The sequence below is a fragment of the Actinopolymorpha pittospori genome, from assembly GCF_014873875.1.
GTDB lineage: Bacteria > Actinomycetota > Actinomycetes > Propionibacteriales > Actinopolymorphaceae > Actinopolymorpha > Actinopolymorpha pittospori.
Genome location: NZ_JADBEM010000001.1, coordinates 4,685,929 through 4,706,877 on the forward strand (window position 1 = coordinate 4,685,929; position 20,949 = coordinate 4,706,877).

Annotated in this window: 19 protein-coding genes and 1 pseudogene; 14 read left to right on the forward strand and 6 right to left on the reverse strand. The window is 71.3% G+C overall.

What is annotated here, in order from left to right; genetic code table 11:
* Window positions 1-63: 63 nt before the first annotated feature.
* Window positions 64-1,710, reverse strand: a complete 1,647-nt coding sequence (locus tag HEB94_RS22095) for an acyl-CoA carboxylase subunit beta (RefSeq protein WP_202896478.1) — start codon at window positions 1,708-1,710, stop codon at window positions 64-66.
* A gap of 422 nt (window positions 1,711-2,132) precedes the next feature.
* Here HEB94_RS22095 and HEB94_RS22100 point away from each other — a divergent pair, with 422 nt between their 5' ends.
* The 7 genes from HEB94_RS22100 to HEB94_RS22130 all read left to right on the forward strand — a co-directional run bounded on the left by HEB94_RS22100 (window position 2,133) and on the right by HEB94_RS22130 (window position 10,866).
* Window positions 2,133-4,757 carry a phosphoenolpyruvate carboxylase gene (locus HEB94_RS22100; protein WP_337917894.1) on the forward strand — a complete coding sequence of 875 codons (2,625 nt, stop codon included), beginning with the start codon at window positions 2,133-2,135 and terminating at the stop codon, window positions 4,755-4,757.
* Between the two features lie 135 nt (window positions 4,758-4,892).
* Window positions 4,893-6,176, forward strand: a complete 1,284-nt coding sequence (locus tag HEB94_RS22105) for an alpha-L-fucosidase (RefSeq protein ID WP_192751662.1) — start codon at window positions 4,893-4,895, stop codon at window positions 6,174-6,176.
* Window positions 6,177-6,325: 149 nt separating this feature from the next.
* Complete coding sequence (locus tag HEB94_RS22110) at window positions 6,326-7,162, forward strand: biotin--[acetyl-CoA-carboxylase] ligase (RefSeq protein WP_192751663.1); 837 nt, start codon at window positions 6,326-6,328, stop codon at window positions 7,160-7,162.
* 90 nt (window positions 7,163-7,252) lie between these two features.
* The gene (locus HEB94_RS22115) at window positions 7,253-7,783 is read left to right on the forward strand and encodes a PH domain-containing protein (RefSeq protein ID WP_192751664.1); all 531 of its coding nucleotides are present in this window, start codon (window positions 7,253-7,255) and stop codon (window positions 7,781-7,783) included.
* 62 nt (window positions 7,784-7,845) lie between these two features.
* A complete protein-coding gene (locus tag HEB94_RS22120) occupies window positions 7,846-8,646 on the forward strand; it encodes an enoyl-CoA hydratase/isomerase family protein (RefSeq protein ID WP_192751665.1) in 801 nt (266 codons plus the stop codon).
* 38 nt (window positions 8,647-8,684) lie between these two features.
* Entirely contained in the window at window positions 8,685-9,842 is a 1,158-nt protein-coding gene (locus tag HEB94_RS22125; RefSeq protein WP_202896479.1) for an HD domain-containing protein, read from the forward strand.
* An 85-nt stretch (window positions 9,843-9,927) separates the two neighbouring features.
* On the forward strand, window positions 9,928-10,866 hold the full coding sequence (locus HEB94_RS22130) for a hydroxymethylglutaryl-CoA lyase (RefSeq protein ID WP_192751666.1): 939 nt from the start codon (window positions 9,928-9,930) through the stop codon (window positions 10,864-10,866).
* An 18-nt stretch (window positions 10,867-10,884) separates the two neighbouring features.
* Here the strand turns inward: HEB94_RS22130 and HEB94_RS22135 are convergent, their stop codons facing one another.
* The 3 genes from HEB94_RS22135 to HEB94_RS22145 all read right to left on the reverse strand — a co-directional run bounded on the left by HEB94_RS22135 (window position 10,885) and on the right by HEB94_RS22145 (window position 13,028).
* Window positions 10,885-11,454, reverse strand: coding sequence for a COG4315 family predicted lipoprotein (locus HEB94_RS22135; protein ID WP_192751667.1), 570 nt, complete (start codon window positions 11,452-11,454; stop codon window positions 10,885-10,887).
* Between the two features lie 237 nt (window positions 11,455-11,691).
* Window positions 11,692-12,390 (reverse strand): GAP family protein, encoded by a 699-nt coding sequence (locus HEB94_RS22140; protein ID WP_192751668.1) that lies wholly within the window; start codon window positions 12,388-12,390, stop codon window positions 11,692-11,694.
* A 26-nt stretch (window positions 12,391-12,416) separates the two neighbouring features.
* On the reverse strand, window positions 12,417-13,028 hold the full coding sequence (locus HEB94_RS22145) for a TetR/AcrR family transcriptional regulator (protein WP_192751669.1): 612 nt from the start codon (window positions 13,026-13,028) through the stop codon (window positions 12,417-12,419).
* Between the two features lie 137 nt (window positions 13,029-13,165).
* Here HEB94_RS22145 and HEB94_RS22150 point away from each other — a divergent pair, with 137 nt between their 5' ends.
* Together HEB94_RS22150 and HEB94_RS22155 are read left to right on the forward strand one after the other, a co-directional pair.
* Window positions 13,166-14,023: a response regulator transcription factor gene (locus HEB94_RS22150; protein WP_238361594.1), complete on the forward strand. Its 858-nt coding sequence runs from the start codon at window positions 13,166-13,168 to the stop codon at window positions 14,021-14,023.
* A gap of 4 nt (window positions 14,024-14,027) precedes the next feature.
* Window positions 14,028-15,098 (forward strand): HAMP domain-containing sensor histidine kinase, encoded by a 1,071-nt coding sequence (locus tag HEB94_RS22155; RefSeq protein ID WP_202896481.1) that lies wholly within the window; start codon window positions 14,028-14,030, stop codon window positions 15,096-15,098.
* Here HEB94_RS22155 and HEB94_RS22160 read toward each other — a convergent pair.
* A complete protein-coding gene (locus HEB94_RS22160; RefSeq protein ID WP_337917898.1) occupies window positions 15,017-15,517 on the reverse strand; it encodes a GtrA family protein in 501 nt (166 codons plus the stop codon). The two genes, HEB94_RS22155 and HEB94_RS22160, sit on opposite strands and share 82 nt — an antisense overlap.
* Before the next feature lie 101 nt (window positions 15,518-15,618).
* On the opposite strand from HEB94_RS22160, the gene HEB94_RS22165 reads away from it, so the two are divergent.
* The 5 genes and pseudogenes from HEB94_RS22165 to HEB94_RS22185 all read left to right on the forward strand — a co-directional run bounded on the left by HEB94_RS22165 (window position 15,619) and on the right by HEB94_RS22185 (window position 20,612).
* On the forward strand, window positions 15,619-16,800 hold the full coding sequence (locus tag HEB94_RS22165) for a 5-(carboxyamino)imidazole ribonucleotide synthase (protein WP_192751671.1): 1,182 nt from the start codon (window positions 15,619-15,621) through the stop codon (window positions 16,798-16,800).
* Window positions 16,793-17,329 (forward strand): 5-(carboxyamino)imidazole ribonucleotide mutase, encoded by a 537-nt coding sequence (gene purE / locus HEB94_RS22170; RefSeq protein ID WP_192751672.1) that lies wholly within the window; start codon window positions 16,793-16,795, stop codon window positions 17,327-17,329. The genes HEB94_RS22165 and purE overlap by 8 nt, the downstream gene beginning before the upstream one ends.
* Window positions 17,330-17,422: 93 nt before the next feature.
* Window positions 17,423-17,857, forward strand: a pseudogene (locus tag HEB94_RS50875) (glycoside hydrolase family 36 N-terminal domain-containing protein); the annotation flags it as partial.
* Between the two features lie 194 nt (window positions 17,858-18,051).
* Entirely contained in the window at window positions 18,052-19,392 is a 1,341-nt protein-coding gene (locus HEB94_RS22180; protein ID WP_337917899.1) for a glycoside hydrolase family 36 protein, read from the forward strand.
* A 38-nt stretch (window positions 19,393-19,430) separates the two neighbouring features.
* A complete protein-coding gene (locus tag HEB94_RS22185) occupies window positions 19,431-20,612 on the forward strand; it encodes an enolase C-terminal domain-like protein (protein WP_192751675.1) in 1,182 nt (393 codons plus the stop codon).
* Here HEB94_RS22185 and HEB94_RS22190 read toward each other — a convergent pair.
* Window positions 20,602-20,946, reverse strand: coding sequence for a hypothetical protein (locus HEB94_RS22190; protein ID WP_192751676.1), 345 nt, complete (start codon window positions 20,944-20,946; stop codon window positions 20,602-20,604). The genes HEB94_RS22185 and HEB94_RS22190 overlap by 11 nt on opposite strands.
* Between the last annotated feature and the right edge of the window lie 3 nt (window positions 20,947-20,949).

The following is a 20,949-nucleotide window of genomic DNA, read 5'->3' on the forward strand; positions in this document are numbered from 1 at the left end:
TCATGACCCTGCCCGGCAGGGCCCGACCTGACCCCTGCCCGCTCCACCGCGCACGACGCCGCGTCAGAGCGGGATGTTGCCGTGCTTGCGGGGCGGCATCGTCTCCCGCTTGGTCCGCAGGAGCCGCAGCGCGCGCAGGATCTCGGCCCGCGTCTCGTGCGGATGGATCACCGCGTCGACGTAACCCCGCTCGGCCGCGACGTAGGGGTTGGCGAGGGTGTCTTCGTACTCCTGCACGAACTTCGCCCGCATCCCGGCCGGATCCTCCGCCTTCGCGAGTTCCTTGCGGTAGAGGATCTCCACGGCGCCCTGTGCGCCCATGACCGCGATCTGCGCCGTCGGCCAGGCGAGGTTGACGTCGGCGCCGAGGTGCTTGGACCCCATCACGTCGTAGGCACCGCCGTAGGCCTTCCGGGTGATGACGGTGACCAGGGGGACCGTCGCCTCGGCGTAGGCGTAGATGAGCTTGGCGCCGCGCCGGATGATGCCGTTCCACTCCTGGTCGGTTCCCGGCAGGAAGCCGGGCACGTCGACGAAGGTGAGGATCGGGATGTTGAACGCGTCGCAGGTGCGGACGAAGCGGGCGGCCTTCTCCGACGCGTCGATGTCGAGACATCCCGCGAACTGCAACGGCTGGTTGCCCACCACGCCGACGCTGCGACCGTCGACCCGGCCGAACCCGCAGACGATGTTGGGCGCGAACAGCGGGTGGAGTTCGAGGAACTCACCGTCGTCGAGGACGTGCTCGATCACCGTGTGCATGTCGTAGGGCTGGTTGGCCGAGTCGGGGATGAGCGTGTCCAGCTCGCGGTCCTGCTCGGTGACCTCGATCACCGGCTCCTCGTCGTAGGCCGGCGGCTCCTCGAGGTTGTTCTGGGGGAGGTAGGACAACAGTGCCTTCACCCAGTCGACGGCGTCCTGTTCGTCGCTTGCGAGGTAGTGGGCGTTGCCGCTCTTGGTGTTGTGGGCGAGCGCACCGCCGAGATCCTCGAACGACACGTCCTCACCGGTGACCGTCTTGATGACGCCTGGACCGGTGATGAACATGTGTGAGGTCTGGTCGACCATCACCGTGACGTCGGTGAGCGCGGGGGAGTAGACGTGCCCCCCGGCGCAGGTTCCCATGATCATCGAGATCTGCGGGATCACACCGGAGGCGAGGGTGTTGCGGCGGAAGATCTCGCCGTAGAGGCCGAGGGAGGCCACACCCTCCTGGATGCGCGCGCCGCTGCCCTCGTTGATCCCGATGATCGGGCAGCCGGTCTTCAGGGCGAGGTCCATGACCTTGACGATCTTCTCGCCATAGACCTCGCCGAGGCTGCCGCCGAAGACAGTGAAGTCCTGGCTGAACACGCATACCTGGCGGCCCGCGATGGTGCCGAACCCGCTCACGACGCCGTCGCCGTAGGGGCGGTTGCCCTCCAGCCCGAAGTTGGTGGACCGGTGCCGGGCGAACTCGTCCAACTCGACGAAGGAGCCCTCGTCGAGCAGCAGTTCGATGCGCTCGCGGGCGGTGAGCTTGCCGCGGGCGTGCTGCCGCTCGATCGCACGGGCGGAACCCGCGTGGACGGCCTGGCCGAGCCGCTGCTCGAGGTCGGCGAGCTTGCCGGCGGTCGAGTGGATGTCGACCGCGCCGTTCGGACTCTCCTCCGGCGGATCGCTGCGCTCGGCGCCCTGCTCGCGGGCACTCTCCGGTTGCCCGGCTCCCATCGTGGGTTCCTCCCCAGTCGTTCGGTGCGGCCAGGAGCCTACTCCGCCCGCCCGATCTGTCCGCCCTGCGCCGAGCGGCGGGTGTGCCGGGCGCTCGGGGGACCCATGCCCGAATTCCTCGCCCCGCAGGCGCTCCGGGGTCGTCCGACCACGTGCGGTCAACGGCTCGTACGCCCCGGGTCGCCGGTGCCCGCCGCGGCGGGTTCCGGCAGGACGGGCAACCTGGTCAGATCGGGCGAGTCGGGTGCGCGGACCGCCCGGGAAACGGCGCGGACTCCGCCAAGAACCCGGCCCAGATCCCTGCCCTGCCTGGTCGTCGGGCGATGGCCATCGCCCCGTCACCGGAGGGGCACCGGCACGTCGGTTGGCCCGGAGGGCGGCGGACTACTCTTGCCAACATGCCCACCCCCCAACCTTCGCGCGTGGATGCTCGCTTCGAGGTACCGGCTCCGTTGCGAGCCGACGTACGCCTGCTCGGTGAGCTGCTCGGTACGGTGCTCAAGGAGTACGGCGGGCAGGCTCTCCTTGACGACGTGGAGCGGCTCCGCGAGTTGACCATCGCCGCCCACGACGACGATCCCGAGCGCGCCGATCATGCCGCCGCGGCGAGCGAGGCGCTCGTCTCCTCCTGGGACATCGAGCGTGCCGACAACGTCGCGCGAGCGTTCACCTGCTACTTCCACCTCACCAACCTGGCCGAGGAATATCACCGGGTCCGGGCCCTGCGCGCCTACGACACGGGCGAGGCCCCGGTCCGCGACTCGATCGCGGCCGCGCTCGGTGAGGTGACGGCGCAGTACGGCGAGGAGGAGGCCCTCAGCCTGCTGTCCGGCCTGGAGTTCCGCCCGGTCCTCACCGCCCACCCGACGGAGGCGCGCCGTCGTGCCGTCGCCTCGGCGATCCGGCGGATCTCCAACCTGCTCACCGAGCGGGACGACTCGCGGCTGGGCGTGACCGAGCACGCGGAGAACGAACGCCGGTTGCTCGAGCAGATCGACGTCCTCTGGCGTACCTCGCAGATCCGCGTCACCAAGCCGGGCCCCCTCGACGAGGTGCGGACGGCGATGACGGTCTTCGACGACACGCTCTTCCAGGTGCTCCCGAGCGTCTACCGTGCGCTCGACGACAAGATCGCGGGCGAGGCGGCGGGAACGCTCCCACCGCGCGTTCCGGCGTTCGTCCGGCTCGGCTCCTGGATCGGCGGCGACCGGGACGGCAACCCCTTCGTCACCGCCGCGTTCACCCAGAAGGCGATGAGCATCCAGGCCGACCATGTGCTCCGCGCGCTGGAGCGGGTGTGCGAGCGGCTGGGGCGTGCGCTCACGGTCGACGCCGAGACGACCCCGCCTGGCCCCGGCGTGCGCCGGATCCTGGCCGACGCCCGGGCGGCCTTCCCCGACCTCGCGGAGGACGTGGCGACCCGCTCGCCGGGTGAGCCGCACCGCCAGGTGCTCCTCCTCGCCGCCCGCAAGCTGTCCGCGACGCGCCAGCGCGACGCCGACTTCGCCTACGCCAGCTCCTCCGAACTCCTGGCCGAGCTCCGGGTCGTGCAGGGCTCCCTCGCCGGCGCGGGTGCGCGCCGACAGGCCTACGGCGAGCTCCAGCACCTGATCTGGCAGGTCGAGACCTTCGGGTTCCACCTGGCCGAACTCGAGGTGCGCCAGCACTCGAAGGTGCACGCGCGGGCCCTCGCGGAGGTGCGCGCCGGTGGCGACCTGTCCCCGGAGACCGAGGAGGTCCTCGCGGTCTTCCGGGTGATGGCGCAGATCCAGCAGCGGTTCGGCCCGGACGCCGCGCGCCGTTACATCGTGTCGTTCACGCAGTCCTGCGACGACCTGGCCGCCGTCTTCGAGCTGGCCGAGCGGGCGCTCGACGGTCGACCGCTCGCCCTCGACGTCGTTCCGCTCTTCGAGACCGAGGACGACCTGCGGGCCTCGATCGGCATCCTGGACGAGGCACTCGCGCTTGAGCCGGTGCAGCGTCGGCTCGCCGAGAACGACCGCCGGTTCGAGGTGATGCTCGGGTACTCCGACTCCGCCAAGGACGCCGGACCGCTGTCGGCGACGCTCGCGTTGTACGAGGCGCAGGCCGCGATCGCCAACTGGGCCGACCGAAACTCCCTGCGGCTCACCCTGTTCCACGGCCGTGGCGGCGCCCTGGGCCGTGGCGGCGGCCCCGCCAACCGGGCCGTGCTGGCCCAGGCGCCGGGTTCGGTGAGCGGCCGGTTCAAGCTCACCGAACAGGGCGAGGTCATCTTCGCCCGCTACGGCGACCCCACCATCGCGCGGCGCCACATCGAACAGGTCGCCGCGGCCACCCTGCTCGCCTCCACCCCGACGGTCGAGAAGCGGACGGCGAACGCGGCGGAGAAGTTCGCCGGGATCGCCGCCACCATGGACGCGGCCGCCCGCTCCGCCTACCACGGGCTGGTCCGAAGCGACGGGTTCGCCGAGTGGTTCGCCCGGGTGACGCCGGTGGAGGAGCTCGGACAGCTGCCGATCGGCTCGCGGCCGGCGCGGCGCGGGCTCGCCCTGTCCTCCCTGGAGGACCTGCGGGCGATCCCGTGGGTGTTCGCGTGGACGCAGGCCCGGGTCAACCTCACCGGCTGGTACGGCGTGGGCGCGGGCCTGGAGGCGGTCGGCGACCTCGACGCGTTGCGTGAGGCGTACGCGCAGTGGCCGTTGTTCACCGTGACGATCGACAACGTCGAGATGTCCCTCGCCAAGACCGACGCCCGGATCGCGCGCGGTTACCTCGAACTCGGTGGCCGCCCCGAACTCTCCGCGCAGGTGCTCGAGGAGCACCGACGGACGACGGAGTGGGTGCTCAAGGTCGCGGGCCACGAACGGCTGCTGGAGGGCCGCCGGGTGTTGGGCCGCGCGGTGGAGCTCCGCAACCCCTACGTGGACGCGCTGTCCTACCTCCAGCTCCGCGCGTTCCGCGCGCTGCGGACGGAGAACCTCTCCGACGGCGAGGCGGAGCGCCTGCGCCGGTTGGTCCTGCTCACGGTCAACGGCGTCGCGGCGGGGCTGCAGAACACCGGCTGAGCGCGAGCGTCACGGCACCGGGTGGATCGCACGGCGGTCCACCCGGTGCCTGGTTTTGGTCAGGCCGACCGCTTGTCCGGCCCGCACGGCGTTGGTAGACATCTGACGTCATGTCCCTCCGGCGGAAGGCGGCCCATGTCGGCACCGCAAGCGTCTCTTGACAAGCTCCGCGAACGCCGCTTCGGGCTGTTCGTGCACTGGGGGCTCTACGCGCTCCCGGCCCGGCACGAGTGGGTGAAGAAGCGCGAGCAACTCACCGACGAGCGGTACCAGCGCTACTTCGACCACTTCGACCCCGACCTCTACGACCCGAGCGTGTGGGCGAAGGCGGCGAGCGGAGCCGGCATGAAGTACACCGTCCTCACCACGAAGCACCACGAGGGCTTCTGCCTGTGGGACTCCGACCTCACCGACTACAAGGCGACCAACACCCCCGCGGGCCGCGACCTGCTGCGGCCGTTCGTCGACGCCTTCCGGGCCGAAGATTTGGGGGTCGGCTTCTACCACTCCCTGATCGACTGGCACCACCCGCAGTACCCCGTCGACACGCTGCACCCGCGCATCGACGACGCGGAGTTCCGCGAGCGTGAGGCGGGCAAGCGCGACATCGAGGTCTACCGCCGCTACCTGCACGGCCAGGTCGAGGAACTCCTCACCCGCTACGGCGACGTCGACGTGATGTGGTTCGACTTCTCCTACCCCGGCCGCGAGGCGTACGGCCTGCCGGGGAAGGGGCGCGAGGACTGGAACTCCGAGGAACTCGTCAAGCTCGTCCGCGGGCTGCAGCCGGACATCCTGATCAACAACCGGCTCGACTACCCCGGCGACTTCACCACGCCCGAGCAGTTCCAGCCGCACGCGGCGCCCACCATCGAGGGCCGGGAGGTGCCGTGGGAGGCCTGCCAGACCCTCAACGGGAGCTGGGGCTACGACCGTGACAACCTCGACTGGAAGTCGCCCGACCTGCTCGTCCGGATGCTGGTCGACTCGGTCTCCAAGGACGGCAACCTGCTGCTGAACGTCGGACCCACGGGTCGCGGCGAGTTCGACGAACGCGCGCTCGCGACCCTGGAGGAGATCGGTCGCTGGACCCGCCGCAACGGCCGGTCGATCTACGGCGCCGGGCGTTCGGAGTTCACCCCGCCGGTCGACGGGCGCTACACCCAGCGTGGTGACCGGCTCTACCTGCACCTGTTCGCGTGGCCGTTCCGGCACGTGCACCTGCCCGGGCTCGCGGGCCGGGTGAAGTACGCCCAGCTGCTGCACGACGCGTCGGAGGTGCGGTTCCAGGAGTACCACGGCGTCGACACCGACAGCAACGTCGGCGTGAAGGGCATCCCCGCGGGGACTCTGACGCTGGATCTGCCGGTGCAGCGGCCGAACGAGCTGGTGCCGGTGGTGGAGATCTTCCTGTCCTGACCAGGCCCAGACGACGTGCGAGGGCGTCCGCGGCACCGAGGTGTCGTGGGCGCCCCGTCGTTTTCAGGGACGTCAGGGACGTCAGGACGTCACGGGACGTCGTGCGGCCGGTCCGGAACGGCGTGCCGGTGCCCGAATAGGCTGGCGCAATGTCGCCCTCCTCGCCGTACTCCGACCTCAACCGGCCGCCGCTGTCGGAGGGGAGCCTGCGGTCGGTCCTCGTGCGACCCGGCCGGCTCGTCACCGACCTACGCGTGGTCGCCGAGACCGGCTCGACGAACGCCGACCTGCGCGAGCTCGCCCTCGCCGGTGCCCCGGAGGGCACCGTGATCGTGGCCGAGCACCAGACCGCGGGTCGGGGCCGGCTGGATCGCGCCTGGAGCTCTCCGCCCCGGTCCAGCCTGATGCTCTCGGTGCTGCTGCGCCCGACGGAGGTGCCGGCGCGGCGCTGGCCGTGGCTACCGCTGCTCACCGGCTGTGCCGTGGTCGAGGCGCTCGCCGCGACCGCCGGTGTCGAGCCGAGCCTGAAGTGGCCGAACGACGTACTCCTCGACGGCCGCAAGCTGTGCGGGATCCTGCTCGAGCGGGTGGAGACGTCGACCGGTCCGGCCGCCGTGGTCGGCGTCGGCCTCAACGTCAGCACGGTCGGGGACGAGCTGCCCGTCACCACCGCCACCTCCCTGCGGATGGCCGGCGCCAGCACGACGGACCGGGCGACCCTGCTCGTCGCCATCGTCCGGACGGTGGAGGCCCTCTACTGGGGTTGGCGTGCCGCCGGCGGCGACCCGGAGACCGACGGAGGTGGTCTGCGTGCCGCCTACCGCAGAAGGTGTGCGACCGTGGGGCGGGACGTTCGGGTCCAGGTGGGACTAGACCGCTTCGTGGAGGGCACCGCGGAGGACGTCGACGTCGAGGGCCGGCTCGTCGTCCGGACCGCCGACGGTGACCAGGTGCTCGGGGCCGGTGACGTGGTGCACGTGCGTTGACCGATCCTGGTCCGGCATGATCGGAGCATCCGTTCGTTCGCCGGGACGACGGTGACCCACCGCGACGGCGCGACGGCGAGAGGAGCATCGATGGGGATCTCGGCGAAACTGCTGGGCGAGGGCGAGCAGGTCTATCTGAGCATGCGGACCCACTGGAAGATCATGATCGGTCCGGTGGTCCTCTTCTTCCTCACCCTCGGCGCGGCGCTCGTGTTGTACGCGTTGGTGCCCTCAGGGGAGTACCAACAGTGGCTCCAGCTCCTGATCCTGGTGGCCGCGGTGCTCGGTGTCCTCGTCTACTCCGTCTGGCCCACACTCAACTGGATCGCCTCCACCTACGCGGTGACCGACCGCCGGCTGATCACCCGGCACGGCGTCATCACCCGCACCGGCCGCGACATCCCCCTCACCCGGATCAACGACGTGTCGAGCGAGCGCGGCCTGTTGGACCGGGTTCTTGGCTGCGGCACGCTCGTCGTCTGGTCGGCGGGCGAGCAGGGGAAGGTCATCCTGCCCGACGTCCCGCACGTGGAGACGGTCCAGCGCACGCTCTCGGAGCTGGTGTTCTACCGCGAGGACGACGATGACGAGACGCCCGAACGCCGGCAGCGCGCCCGGTAGCGACCTCGACCGGCTCGATCGGCAGAGCACGGCCCCGGCGCGCCGCACGTAGGCTTTCGCCCATGCCTTCGACGTCCTCCGGTGGTGTGCTGGTCCAGCGGGTCGACCAGGAGGGTCTGGTCGCCGAACTCGTCCTCGATCGCCCCGAAGCCCTCAACGCCGTCTCGACGGCCCAGGCGAAGGCGATCATCGAGGCGGCGGAGGCGCTGGCCGCCGACCCTCGGCTGCGGGCGGTCGTGCTGGCGAGTGCCTGCGAGAAGGCGTTCTGCGTGGGCGCCGACCTGAAGGAGCGCAACAGCTTCGACGACGAGGACCTCTGGCGCCAGCGGCCGGTGATCCGCTGGCTGTTCGCGAGCATCCTCGACCTGCCCGTGCCGGTGATCGCCGCCGTCCACCGCCACGCCCTCGGCGGAGGCTTCGAGCTCGCGCTGTCCTGCGACCTCATCGTCGCCGACGAGACGGCGATCTTCGGCCTGCCGGAGGTGTCGGTCGGACTCGTGCCGGGCGGTGGCGGCACCCAGCTCCTGGCCCGGCGGATCGGTTCCTCCCGCGCGGCCGACCTGATCTTCACCGCGCGCCGCGTCGAGGCGGCCGAGGCGGCCCGGCTCGGCATCGTCGATCGGCTGGTCCCACCGGGTCGGGCACGACGCACGGCGGCGGAGATTGCCGGCCAGATAGCGGCCAACTCACCGATCGGCGTACGACAGGCGAAGCGGGCGCTTCGGCTCGGTGCCGACGTCGAGCTCGGCGCGGGCCTGGAGATCGAGGACGCCGCCTGGCGCGCGACGGCATTCTCGCCCGACCGGCGCGAGGGAATCAGGGCCTTCAACGAGAAACGCCCACCGGTGTGGCCCGGAGAATGAGAAGAGTCCAGTGGTTCGGGCGGGGGAATGACGACACCATGAAGGTCTTTGCTGGCTGGGGATCGTGGGCGGAGGCTTCCCGCGTACTCGCACGTCATCTGCCGACCGGAACGACGCCGCATCTGCGCCGAGCCGTCCGATTCGCCGACCACTGGGGCGGCCGGCCGACGAGGTTCGAAGCGGCGGAGATCCTCGTCCGGGAGTTGGGTGTCACCGAACTCGGGCTCCTGACGGCAGGCCTGCTGCGTCACCTCGTCGACGACGCTCCCTGCACGCTGGAGCCGATCCGGGACCGCTTCGGTGCCCGGGTCGCCGGACTCGTGGATTCGCCGACGGTGCAGCTGGCCGGGCGGTACGCGCTGGTGCAGCGGCTGCACGCCTACCCGACGGTGGACTCCCAGCGGGACTTCTACGTCGAGACGTGTGAGTACTTCGTCCCGATGGCGAGTGCGGCGGAGGCGCGGTTTCGTGACCTCTACACCGCATGGGAACACGCCTACTCCTATCTCCTCCGCCCGGTCGAGGACCTCGAGGTCGCTGACCTCCTCGCCGCCGCGGCACACTGCGGTCAGGTCGACAAGAGTGGCCGGCCCTACGTCGACCACGTGCGCGCGGTCTCCAAGCTGACCCGCGAGGCGGGCGGCACACCGTGGCAGCAGTTGGCCGGCCTTCTGCACGACACGGTGGAGGACACCGTGGTGAGCCTCGCCCAGCTCGCCGACCTCGGCGTGCCACCGGACGTCGTGGAGATGGTGGACGCACTGACCCGGCGTCCCAGGGAGTCCCACGAGGACTATCTGGACCGGCTGGTCGAAACGCCGTCCGCCGTCCTCGTGAAGCGAGCCGACATCCGGAACAACCTGAGCCCGGTGCGCCTCGCCAGGCTCGACCAGCAGACCCAGGATCGGCTGCGCCGCAAGTACGCCTACGCCCTCGCCCTCCTGGACCGCGCCGCGGGGCCCGAACGGCCCGGCGCGCCGGAGGGTTCCGGCGAGCCGAGCCAGCCGGAGCGCTTCGGCGGCACTGGCGGTGCCGGCGGGCACGACCAGGCCGACGAGCGGGCGCAGGAGAGTGAGGCCGAAGGATCCGCGGCGTCCCCGGCGCCGCTGCCGAGGATTCCCGCGCCCTCACCGGAACCCCCGCCCGGGTCTTCGATGTCGGCCGGCGAACCACCGCCCACGGTCGAACACCACTGAAACCCTCCTGACCTCCACACCACCGCGGGCTCGAAACCGCGGGGGCACCCTCGGGTGCGCGACACTGGAGGGGGAGGTGGCCAGGATGCAGGTACCAAGCCGGGTCTGGTTGCGCGAGGTGGGGCCGCGGGACGGCCTGCAGAACGAACCACCCGTGCCGACCGCGGGGAAGATCGAGCTCCTGGACGCCCTGTCGAAGACCGGCCTGCGCCGGATCGAGGCGGTGAGCTTCGTCCACCCGAGAGCCATCCCGCAGATGGGCGACGCCGCGGAGGTCTGGGCGGCGATCACCAGAAGCCCCGACGTCACATACTCCGCGCTCGTACCCAATCTGGTCGGCGCGCGGCGCGCCGTCGACGCCGGGGTACGCGAGATCGAGGTGGTCGTCTCCGCCTCCGACTCCCACAACCGCGCCAACCTCAACCGGACGACGCGTGAGTCACTGGAGGAGCTGGGTCCGATCATCGCGCTCGCCCACGACAACGGTGCCCGCTGCCAGGTCATCGTCGCGACGTCCTGGGGTTGTCCGTACGAAGGGGACGTTCCGGTCGAACGCACCCTCGGCGTCGCGCAGGTCGCGCTGGAGGCGGGCGCCGACGCGCTGGCGTACGGCGACACCACCGGCATGGCCACGCCCACCCGGGTGGAGGATCTCGTCGGCCCGACCCAGCAACGCTTCGCCGGCACTCCCTTGTTGTTGCACTTCCACAACACCCGCGGCACCGGTCTCGCCAACCTGCTGACGGCGCTGCGGATGGGTGTCACGGAGTTCGACGCGAGTGTCGGCGGACTCGGTGGGTGCCCCTACGCGCCGGGCGCGAGCGGCAACATCGCGACCGAGGAAGTCGTCCACATGCTCGAGGACATGGGCGTCGAGACCGGTGTCAACCTCGGCCTGCTGCTGGACGTCGCGGCCCGCGCCGAACAGCTCGTGGGGCACGAGGTGCCCTCCCAGGTCCTGCGGGCCGGACCGCGCAGCCGGACGGTCCCCTACCCCGAGGCCGCCGAGGAACCCGCTGGTTAGGGGTGGGCTGGCGGGTGGTCAGTACCCGTCCGGGGTCACGCTGACCGTCGGCGTCGGCTGCGGAGACGCGCCGCCGCCGAGCGCCGCGACCGCGTGCCAGGTGTAGGACACTCCGCGGTAGCTGTCGACGATGCCGTTGCCGCGCAGGGTTCCACGGCTCGCGTCCTTGGTCGAGGTGTACAACGGCCGGCCGTTGAGCGCGAGTTGGACGGTGTTGTCCGGCCGGCGCACGGCGCTGAAGGTGCCGTTGATCCCCTCGATCTTGCTCGGCACCTCCTCGGCGGTGACGATCACCGGCCGCCAGATACTCGTGCAGTCCGACCCGCAGCGGATCTGCCTCGAGGTGTCGACGTTGTTCGTGTAGAGCGTGCGCCCCCGGGCGTCGACCACCAGTCGGCTGATCCCGGTGACGTCGAGGGTGCCGACCTTGGGGTCGGACCCGGTGCCCGTACCGGGTGACTCCGAGGACGACGGGGAGGATCCCTGGCAGGCGACGAGCATGGTCGCGGCGAGGGTTCCACCAAGGCTCGCCAACAGGAACCGTGTCGCCCGCATCGTCGTGGGTGTCGTACGTCGTGTCGGCCCCATCGAGATGTCCCTTCTACGGCCGGACGCAACCCGCCGGGCCACCCGCTTCGACGGACCAACGCCAGGTCATCGGAGGCTGGAGAGGCGCGCGCGAACCGGGCATCGGTGGCGTCTGGGTGCCCCGTTGCCGCGTCGTACCGCTCTCGACCTACCCAGCCGTTTCCGGGCTCTAACCGGGGCGGCGGCCGACTCGCCCGACACGCGGACGGGGGAGGTCCGCCCCGCACCGGGAGTGGGTCAGGCGAACCAGAGGCGGGCCACGGCGTCCCGGGCGAGGAGGAATCCGGCGATCGCGAGCACCCAGCCGGTCGCGGTGGTGGCGTGCCGGCTCAACCAGCCGTTCAACCGCTCCAGGATGGGGCGTACGCGTGCCGCCGCCGCGACGCGCCCCAGCAGCAGAACCAGCGCCGGGAGCACCATGACCACGCAGTACCCGGCGAGCAGGACGGCGAGGTCGGGCCAGTTCACCCCCGAGGTGGTCAGTAGGCCGATGGCGGCGAGGTAGGGCAGCATCGTGGCCACCTCCAGGACGGCGGCCGTGAGCGCCAGCGCCACCAGCCAGCCGACCGAGGAGTCGCCCGCCGTCACCCGCCCCCGCCAGCGGTTCAACCGTCCGGCCGAGTCGCCTCGCCGCCGTTTCGGATCGAACCGGAAGCTCCACGCGAACACCCCGACCCCGAGCGCGAGCTGGGCGTAGAGCACGGCGCTGGTGTCGAACGCGCGGCCGAGTGGCCCGGCCAGCACGTCCGCGCCGGTGACCAGGAGGACGCCGACGCCGAAGTAGAACGCCGCGATCGTGGCGAGGTAGAGGAGGGGGCGGCCGACCCGGAGTCGTCGGGGTGAGAGCAGGAGCCAGACCGGGATGACCAGCGTGCCGATGCTGGTGCTGTCCACCAACGCCAGCCCGGCCAGTGACAGCAGAAGTTCCGTACTCACCGGGCCCCCCCGCGGGATGATCTCCGTCATGGCGCGCCGGCCCCCGTGTCGGCGAAGAGCCGGTCGACGTAGGACTCCAACGCCCGGACTCCGGTCGCCGGCGGTAGGGCGTCCGGATCGCCCACCATGTCGACCACCAGTCCGTCGAGGAAGGCTGCCAGCATCAGCGCCTCCCGGTCCGGATCGAGACGGGCCGGCGCCTCGCCGGTCGACTGGGCGAACCGGAGCGCCTCGGCGCATCGCTCCCGGATCTCCTTCATCCCCTCGGCATGGCCACGCGCGAGCGCGGGATCGACCGCGGCGCGGGCGATGTAGGCGAGCCACATCCGGCTCTCGAAGACCCGCTCCTCGTCCACGGGCAGGAAGGTCGCCAGCATCCGCACCAGGGTCGTGCGCACCGAGTCGCTCGGCTCGACCGACCGCACCCGCTCGACGGTCCGCTCCCACAGGTGGCGGAAGGCGAAGTGGAGGAGCTGGTCCTTGGTCTGGAAGTAGCGCTGGATCAGGCCGACGGATGTGCCGGCGGCCGCGGCCACCCGGCTGAGGCTGGCGCCTTCGACGCCTTCCTTCGCCACCACGGCCAGGAGGGCGGTCGCTACCTGGCGACGACGGTGGTCGGGCTCCGCCGGCTTCGTCATGCAATAGAAAATACGGTCATATTTTCTCCCGGTCAACGCACGTCGCGGGACCGGGGACGCGGACCCGGATGGCGCGCCGTGACGGACCGGGGTCGGGTGAGCGCGACGCCGTCGGGCCGTCGCCGTACCATCGCCCCATGACGAGGAGCGGGTCGGTGGTGAGCGAGCAGACTGGTCGGCGTGGGACGAACCGGCCGCGGGGCGAGCGTGATACCGAACGCGACCAGGACGGCCTGAGCGGGTCGATGGGAGGCGAGCAGACCGCACGGCGTGGCGCCAGCCGCCCGCGCGGCGAAGCCGAGCAGTCCCACTCGATCCTGCTCGCCGAAGACGATCCCGCGATCTCCGATCCGCTGGCCCGGGCCCTGCGCCGCGAGGGCTACGAGGTCGAGGTGACGTCGGAGGGGGAGTCCGCCCTGGTCTCGCTGTCGGGCGGCGGGTTCGATCTCGTCGTCCTCGACCTCGGCCTTCCCGACGTGGACGGCCTGGAGGTCTGTCGACGGCTGCGGGTGGACGGCAACCGGGTGTCGGTGCTCGTCCTCACCGCCCGGGCCGACGAGGTGGACACGGTCGTCGGGCTGGACGCCGGTGCCGACGACTACGTGACGAAGCCCTTCCGGCTGGCCGAGCTGCTGGCCAGGGTGCGGGCGCTGCTGCGGCGGGGCAAGCCCGAGCAGTGGTCGGAGTCGCAGGTGGAGAGCGACGGTGCGGGCGTCCGCATCGACGCGGAGTCGCGCCGAGCCTGGCTGGACGGCGACGAACTGCACCTCACCGCGAAGGAGTTCGACCTGCTTCGCGTCCTCGTGCGTGAAATGGGTCGCGTGGTGACCCGTGACCAGCTGATGCGTGAGGTGTGGGAGACCACCTGGTGGTCCTCGACCAAGACTCTCGACATGCACATCTCCTGGCTGCGTCGAAAACTGGGCGATGACGCCTCCGACCCGCGGTTCATCACGACGGTGCGCGGAGTCGGGTTCCGGTTCGAACGCGGCTGATTCGATGCGTCGCCGGCTCGTCGTCACCACGGTCGTGATCGCGGTCGTCACCGCGACCCTGTTCGCGCTGCCGATCATCGCGTTCAACAGCCACTACTTCGGCAGTGGCTGGACCGAGCGTGTCACGCTGCTCGGCTTCGGTGTGGTCGCCGTCCTGGTCGCCATCGCGATCGGGGTGTGGCAGGCGCGACGCCTGTCGCAGTCCCTGGTCGAACTCGCCGAGGCCGCCGAACGCCTGGGCTCCGGCGACCCCCGGCCCCACCGCCACCGGTACGGCCTGGCCGAGCTGGATCGGGTGGCGGGCGCCCTCGAGCAGAGCGCGACCCGGATCGGGGACATGCTCGCCGCCGAACGCCAGCTCTCCCAGGACGCCTCGCACCAGCTGCGCTCCCCGCTGACCGCGCTGTCGATGCGGCTGGAGGAGATCCTCGCGATCAAGGACCCCGCCGTGATGCGTGAGGAGGCCGGTATCGCGCTCGGCCAGGTCGAGCGCCTGTCCCACGTCGTAGATCGGCTGCTGTCGCAGAGCCGGGACTCCCACGTCGCCCAGCAGACGCTGGTCGACGTCGACCACGTCGTACGCCAGCAGGTGGCCGAGTGGCGCCCCGCCTACGACCGGGTCGACCGGCGGATCGAGGTGACCGGCGAGGACGGCCTGTCGGTGGCCGCGACGCCGGGGACGCTCGGCCACGTGCTGGCCACGTTGTTGGAGAACGCGCTCCACCACGGCGGCGGGACGGTCGTCGTACGCCGGCGGATGACCGGGACGGCGCCAAGCGGCTCGGTCGTGGTGGAGGTGGCCGACGAGGGGCCCGGCGTTCCCGCCCAGTTGGGCCAGCGGGTCTTCGAACGCGCGGTCAGCGGCCGCAGCGGCACCGGCCTCGGCCTCGCGCTGGCCCGGGACCTCGCCGAGGCGGGCGGCGGCCGGCTGGAACTCATCTCCAGGAAGCCCGCGATCTTCGCGGTCTTCCTGCCTCGTGGCGACGCGGGGGATCAGGCCGCGGAGGACACCCGCGGGTCGGAACCGTCCGCTTCCCTGACGGCGACCGGGGTCCGAAAGACGAAGCGCCGGTAGGACCAGAAGCGGATCAACGTGCCGAGCCCGATCCCGACCAGGTTGGCGATCACGTTGGAGACCGGATCGTGCAGGTCGAGGGTGTAGTTGACGAAGGCCAGGATCGCGAGGTTGAGGACGAGCGCGGCGGTGTTCAGCACGAAGAACAACGCGTACTCGTGGTGGAGCGCCCGGCGTTCCCGATCGCGCCAGGTCCAGTGCCGGTTGCCGACGTAGGCGACCACGGTCGCGACGACGACGGAGATCGTCCGGGCGGTGAGCGGCTTGTGCTCGAGCGGCCCGTGATGGTCGAAGCCGTAACGCAGCAGGCTGAACCCACCGAGGTCGACGACGAAGGCGATCGCGCCGACCGCACCGAACTTCGCGACTTCTCCCGCGAGGAGCCGCATCCTGCGGGCGAGCGCGGCAGTGAGCTTCACGGGACCTCGGTCAGGCGGTGTGGGCGGACGGTGGAACCGTCGGAGCTTACCTGGACTCTCCGGACAACCGCGCCCAGACCCGCCCGCCCAGGCTGAACCCGATGCCGGCAGGTAGCCTCCGGGACGTGTCCAACCTCGTAGGAGTCCCGACCGTAGGGATGATCGGCGGCGGCCAACTCGCCCGGATGACGCACCAGGCCGGGATCGGCCTGGGCGTGCGGTTCGAGGTCCTCGCCGAGGGACCCGACGTGTCGGCAGCGCAGGTCGCCCGTTATGTGACCGTTGGTGACTACCGCGACCTCCGTACGCTCCAGGACTTCGCCGCCGGCTGCGACGTCGTGACCTTCGACCACGAGCACGTGCCGACCGAGCACCTGCACCGCATGGTCGACGCCGGGGTCACCGTCCGACCAGGCCCCGACGCCCTGGTCTACGCCCAGGACAAGGGCGCGATGCGGGAGCGGCTCGGCGCGCTCGGCGTTCCCTGCCCCCGCAACAGACCGGTCGCCGACGTCGGCGACCTCGACGTGGCCGCCAAGGAGCTGGGCGGCTGGCCGCTGGTGCTGAAGACGACCCGGGGTGGGTACGACGGCAAGGGCGTCTGGGTGGTCGACGACGCCGCCGCCGCGGAGGCCACGGGGGTGTTCTCGGCAGGGATCCCGGTGATCGCCGAGGAGCGGGTCGACTTCGCCCGCGAGCTCTCCGCGATCGTCGCCCGGTCGCCGTCCGGCCAGGCGATCGCCTACCCGGTGGTCGAGTCCGTCCAACGGGACGGCGTATGCCACGAGGTGATCGCGCCCGCGCCCGGGCTGCCCGAGCACCTCGCGCTGCAGGCCCAGGGCATCGCCCTGCAGGTCGCCGGGGAGTTGGGCGTCATCGGCATCCTCGCTGTGGAGCTGTTCGAGACGCGGGACGGCCGCATACTCGTCAACGAGTTGGCGATGCGGCCGCACAACACCGGCCACTGGAGCATCGACGGCGCGGTGACGAGCCAGTTCGAAAACCACCTCCGCGCGGTCCTCGACCTGCCGCTCGGGTCGCCCCGGCCGCGGGCCCCGTGGACGGTCATGGTCAACATCCTCGGCGGCGAGTACCCCGACATGCACAAGGGCCTGCTGCACTGCCTCGCGCGTGACCCCGGTCTGCGTGTCCACCTGTACGGCAAGGAGGTCCGGCCGGGTCGCAAGGTCGGCCACGTGACCGCCTTCGGTGACGACCTCGACGTCGTACGCGAGCGAGCCCGCCACGCGGCCGCCTACCTCACGGGAGAGATCGATGAGTGACGCGACGGAAGCATCGCCAGCGGCGGTCGGTGTCGTCATGGGCTCGGACTCCGACTGGCCCACGATGGAGGCCGCGACGAAGGCACTCGAGGAGTTCGCGGTGCCCTTCGAGGTCGGCGTCGTCTCGGCACACCGGATGCCTCGGGAGATGCTGGAGTACGCCGAGACCGCCGCGGGCCGCGGTCTGAAGGTGATCATCGCGGGTGCCGGCGGCGCCGCGCACCTGCCGGGCATGCTCGCGAGCATGACGCCACTTCCGGTCATCGGCGTTCCGGTCGCGTTGAAGCACCTCGACGGGTTGGACTCCCTCCTGTCCATCGTGCAGATGCCCGCCGGAGTTCCGGTCGCGACGGTCGCGGTGGGCAACGCCCGCAACGCCGGCCTGCTCGCGGTCCGCATCCTCGCCGCCACCGACGAGGGGCTGCGCGACCGCATGGTCGCCTTCCAGGCCGACCTGGAGGCGCAGGCCCGGGCGAAGGGCGAGGCGCTGAAGTCGCGGCGACGGACCCGCACCGTCGGTTTCGGCTGACATCGGACTGACGTTCCGCCGACGGTCGTCTGAGGTCGACCGCTCCCGATCCGCCGTGGCAGGGTGAGACACCCGTACCTGGCGGAGGGCGTGATGAGCGTGTCGCTGGTGCCCGTGCCGGCTCCCGTTTCGGTGGGAGCAGGTGTCGAGATCGATGGATCGGCCGCGGACGTCGAGGTGCGTCCGCACACCCTGCGACACGAGGGCACCCACGTGGTCGAGACGTGGGTGGAGGTCATCAACCGTTCCGACCACGAGGTGGTCGTACGCCGGCTCGACTCGGTCGCGCTCGACCTGCCGCCCGGCGACTACGTGGTCGACTCCTTCAGCAGCGGCTGGGGTGAGGAGTTCGGCCCCGTCACCACGCCGTTGCGGACGCCGCTGTCGCTCGCGTCGCTGGCCGGCCGCTCGTCGGCGAAGACGCACCCGTGGAGCGCCGTCCGCGAGCAGGGCGGAGGCGTGCTGGTGCTGGCTGTGGCCTGGTCGGGCAACTGGGTGCTCCGCTTCCAGGACAGCACCGAGGAGAGTTCGCAGGGCGGGATCCGGATCAGTGGAGGGCTGCACGACACGGCCTTCGCCAAGACGCTGCGGCCCGGTGAGAGCGTCACAGGCCCACGGGTGGTGCTCGCCTCCGGCGCCGACCTGAACGCCGCGTCGGTCGAACTCGCCCGGGTCGGCCGCGAGCACTGGATCCACGCAACGACTTCGCCGAACGGCCGCCGGTGGAGTGGAACCACTGGTGGAGCTATGAGGACCACAGCATCGACGAGGACGTCTTCCGCGCGAACGTCGACGTGGCCGCCGGCCTCGGCGTCGACCTGTGCACGCTCGACGCGGGCTGGTTCGGCCCGTCGGACCCGGCCACGCACTGGGTCGACCACCGCGGCGACTGGCATCTCGTCAACACCTCGCGGTTCCCGTCCGGCCTTCGGGCGCTGTCTGACCACGTGCACGCCCGGGGCATGCGGTTCGGCCTGTGGTGCGAGATCGAGGCGCTCGGCCCGAAGGCGGCGTTGAACGCCGAACGCCCCGATCTGGTCGCGCGGCGCGAGGGCGCGAGCCTCGGATACGTCTGCTTCGGGAGCCCCGCCGCCCGGACCTGGGCGCATGAGACGCTCAGCCGGTTGGTGGAGGAGCATGGCGCGGACTGGATCAAGCTGGACTTCAACCTCGACCCGGGACTCGGCTGCGATCGCACCGACCACGGTCACGGTGCCGGCGACGGACTCTTCGAGCACTACCTCGGCTACTACGCCGTCCTGGACCGGATCCGTTCCGAGCATCCGCACGTGGTGCTGGAGAACTGCTCCTCCGGCGGCCTGCGAATCGACCTCGGTCTGGCCCGGCACACCCACGTGACGTTCCTGAGCGACCCGGACTGGCCCGAGCACGGCCTGCAGATCCTCTGGGGCGCCTCGACGGCGCTGCACCCGAGCAGGCTCCTGCACTGGGGCTGGTCGCAGTGGTGGAAGTCCGACCACCCGCACCAGACCTTCGAGCCGGACTCGTCGTCCCTCACCGACGCCCAGCACGACTACTACCGGCGGATCGCCATGGTGGGCGCCTACGGGCTCTCCTGGAAGCTGCCCGACCTCTCCGAACGGCTCCGCGAGCGACTCCGGCACCACCACGCGCTCTACCGCGAGACGGTCGCGCCGTTCGTGGCCGCGGGTGACTTCCGTCGGCTGACCGGGCAGCCGCGTCGCTTCGGAGCGGGAGAGCGCTGGGCGGCGTTCCAGTACACCCGCACCGATCCGGACGACCATCTGCTGCTCGTCTTCCGGCTCCCGGGCGGTCAGGAGACGCGGACCATCCGACCGCTCGCGCTCGAACCGACGGGGGAGTACGCCGTCCACGGCGACCCGTCGGACGCCGGTGTGCCGTCGGCTGCCGGCGCCCCGGACGCCGCCGACCCGGAACGCCGTACCGGCGCCGACCTGCTCGCGAACGGCCTCACGCTCCGGCCGCCGGAGGAGGGGTCGGCGATCATCGTCCTGCGTCGCGTCGGCGCGAGTCGTGACAGTCCGACCGTGCATGCACCAGTCGTGCGGTCGCAGTCGTGAGGCCGCAGTCGTGAGGCCGCAGTCGTGAGGGGGCGGTCGTGAAGATCGAGTCGGTCGACTTCTTCTACCTGTCCATGCCGGAGGTCCGCGACATCGGCGACGGCAGCCAGGACATGCTGTTGGTCCGGGTCCGGGCCGGCGACCACACCGGGTGGGGCGAGTGCGAGGCGGCGCCCCTGCCGACAATCGCGAGCCTGGTCTGCCCCATGTCGCACAGCGCCTGCAAGCCCGTCGCGGCATCGGTGGTCGGCCAGCGGCTCGACGCGGTTGAGGACATCGCCCGGATCAGCCGCGCCGTCCGCGAGAACAGCCTCGACCTGCTGCAGGCCGCGCACGCGCTCTCCGGTGTCGAGATCGCGCTCTGGGACCTGCTCGGACGCCGTTACGAGACGCCTGTCCACGCGTTGCTCGGCTTCTCGCGTACCTACCCCAAGACGGCCTACGCCTCGGCGTTGTTCGGTGACACGCCGGAGGAGACCGAGGCCAAGGCCGCCCGGGTCCGCGCCGACGGCTTCCGTGCCGCGAAGTTCGGCTGGGGGCCCTACGGCCGGGGTGACGTCGAAGCCGACGCGGCCCAGGTCCACGCCGCGCGGGCGGGGCTGGGACAGGACGCCCTGCTGCTGGTCGACGCCGGCACCGTCTGGGGCAGCGACGTCGAGGCGGCGGCGGCCCGGTTGCCGGCCCTGGAGGAGTGCCGGGTGGCGTGGCTGGAGGAACCGTTCGTGGGTGGCGCGCTCGAGTCGTACCGCCGGTTGGCGGGCCGGGCTGCCACCGTGCGGCTCGCGGCCGGGGAAGGTGCGCACGACCCGCACCTCGCGCTCCACCTGATCGACCACGCCGGCATCGGATACGTCCAGATCGACACCGGCCGGGTCGGCGGAATCGGGCCCGCCCGGCAGGTCGCGGACTACGCGGTCAGGCGAGCCGTCACCTTCGTCAACCACACGTTCACGTCGTCCCTCGCCCTGTCGGCGTCGCTGCAGCCCTACGCCGGGCTGGCCGACCACGCGCTCTGCGAGTTTCCGGTCGAGGCGTCGGCACTGGCCCGCGACCTGACGCCCACGCCGATCACGCCGGACGCGGACGGTCAGGTCGCCGTGCCCGAGGGGCCGGGGCTGGGCCTGGACGTGTGCCCCGAAGCCGTGCGCGGGTACCTGCTCGACGTCGAGATCACGGTCGGAGGTACGACGCTCTACCGCACGCCCGCGCTCACAACGTGAGGTCGAGGTCGGCGGTCTGCCGGTCGTCGGGTTCGGTGACGAGGTAGGCCGCCGCGGCGGGCTCGACCTCCCGCGCCTCCAACGGACCGCGATAGACCCAGACGCGTACCTGGGTCTGCGCGTCGGGAGGGTAGTCGTGGGTGTCCCGGCCGAACACCTCGAGGCGTTCGCCGCCCTCCACGTCGTTCGGATGGTCGAGCAGCCAGTCCTCGAGGACCCCCCGCGCGGTCTCCTTCGCGTCCCGATCGATGACCGGATGGACCTCGTCGGCCTGGGTGACGCGCCACACGTCGCCGTCGGCGACGGCGATCTCGTAGGTGTAAGCCTCAGGCATCGA

Bases quoted from the DNA above. Each gene is read 5' to 3' on its own strand.
- HEB94_RS22110 (WP_192751663.1), top strand. From the start codon at position 6,326: ATGTCGCCCTCCTCGCCGTACTCCGACCTCAACCGGCCGCCGCTGTCG.
- HEB94_RS22125 (WP_202896479.1), top strand. From the start codon at position 8,685: ATGAAGGTCTTTGCTGGCTGGGGATCGTGGGCGGAGGCTTCCCGCGTA.
- HEB94_RS22165 (WP_192751671.1), top strand. From the start codon at position 15,619: ATGCCGGCAGGTAGCCTCCGGGACGTGTCCAACCTCGTAGGAGTCCCG.
- HEB94_RS22135 (WP_192751667.1), bottom strand. From the start codon at position 11,454: ATGGGGCCGACACGACGTACGACACCCACGACGATGCGGGCGACACGG.
- HEB94_RS22145 (WP_192751669.1), bottom strand. From the start codon at position 13,028: ATGACGAAGCCGGCGGAGCCCGACCACCGTCGTCGCCAGGTAGCGACC.
- HEB94_RS22130 (WP_192751666.1), top strand. From the start codon at position 9,928: ATGCAGGTACCAAGCCGGGTCTGGTTGCGCGAGGTGGGGCCGCGGGAC.
- purE (WP_192751672.1), top strand. From the start codon at position 16,793: ATGAGTGACGCGACGGAAGCATCGCCAGCGGCGGTCGGTGTCGTCATG.
- HEB94_RS22150 (WP_238361594.1), top strand. From the start codon at position 13,166: ATGACGAGGAGCGGGTCGGTGGTGAGCGAGCAGACTGGTCGGCGTGGG.
- HEB94_RS22105 (WP_192751662.1), top strand. From the start codon at position 4,893: ATGTCGGCACCGCAAGCGTCTCTTGACAAGCTCCGCGAACGCCGCTTC.
- HEB94_RS22190 (WP_192751676.1), bottom strand. From the start codon at position 20,946: ATGCCTGAGGCTTACACCTACGAGATCGCCGTCGCCGACGGCGACGTG.
- HEB94_RS22095 (WP_202896478.1), bottom strand. From the start codon at position 1,710: ATGGGAGCCGGGCAACCGGAGAGTGCCCGCGAGCAGGGCGCCGAGCGC.
- HEB94_RS22120 (WP_192751665.1), top strand. From the start codon at position 7,846: ATGCCTTCGACGTCCTCCGGTGGTGTGCTGGTCCAGCGGGTCGACCAG.
- HEB94_RS22155 (WP_202896481.1), top strand. From the start codon at position 14,028: ATGCGTCGCCGGCTCGTCGTCACCACGGTCGTGATCGCGGTCGTCACC.
- HEB94_RS22115 (WP_192751664.1), top strand. From the start codon at position 7,253: ATGGGGATCTCGGCGAAACTGCTGGGCGAGGGCGAGCAGGTCTATCTG.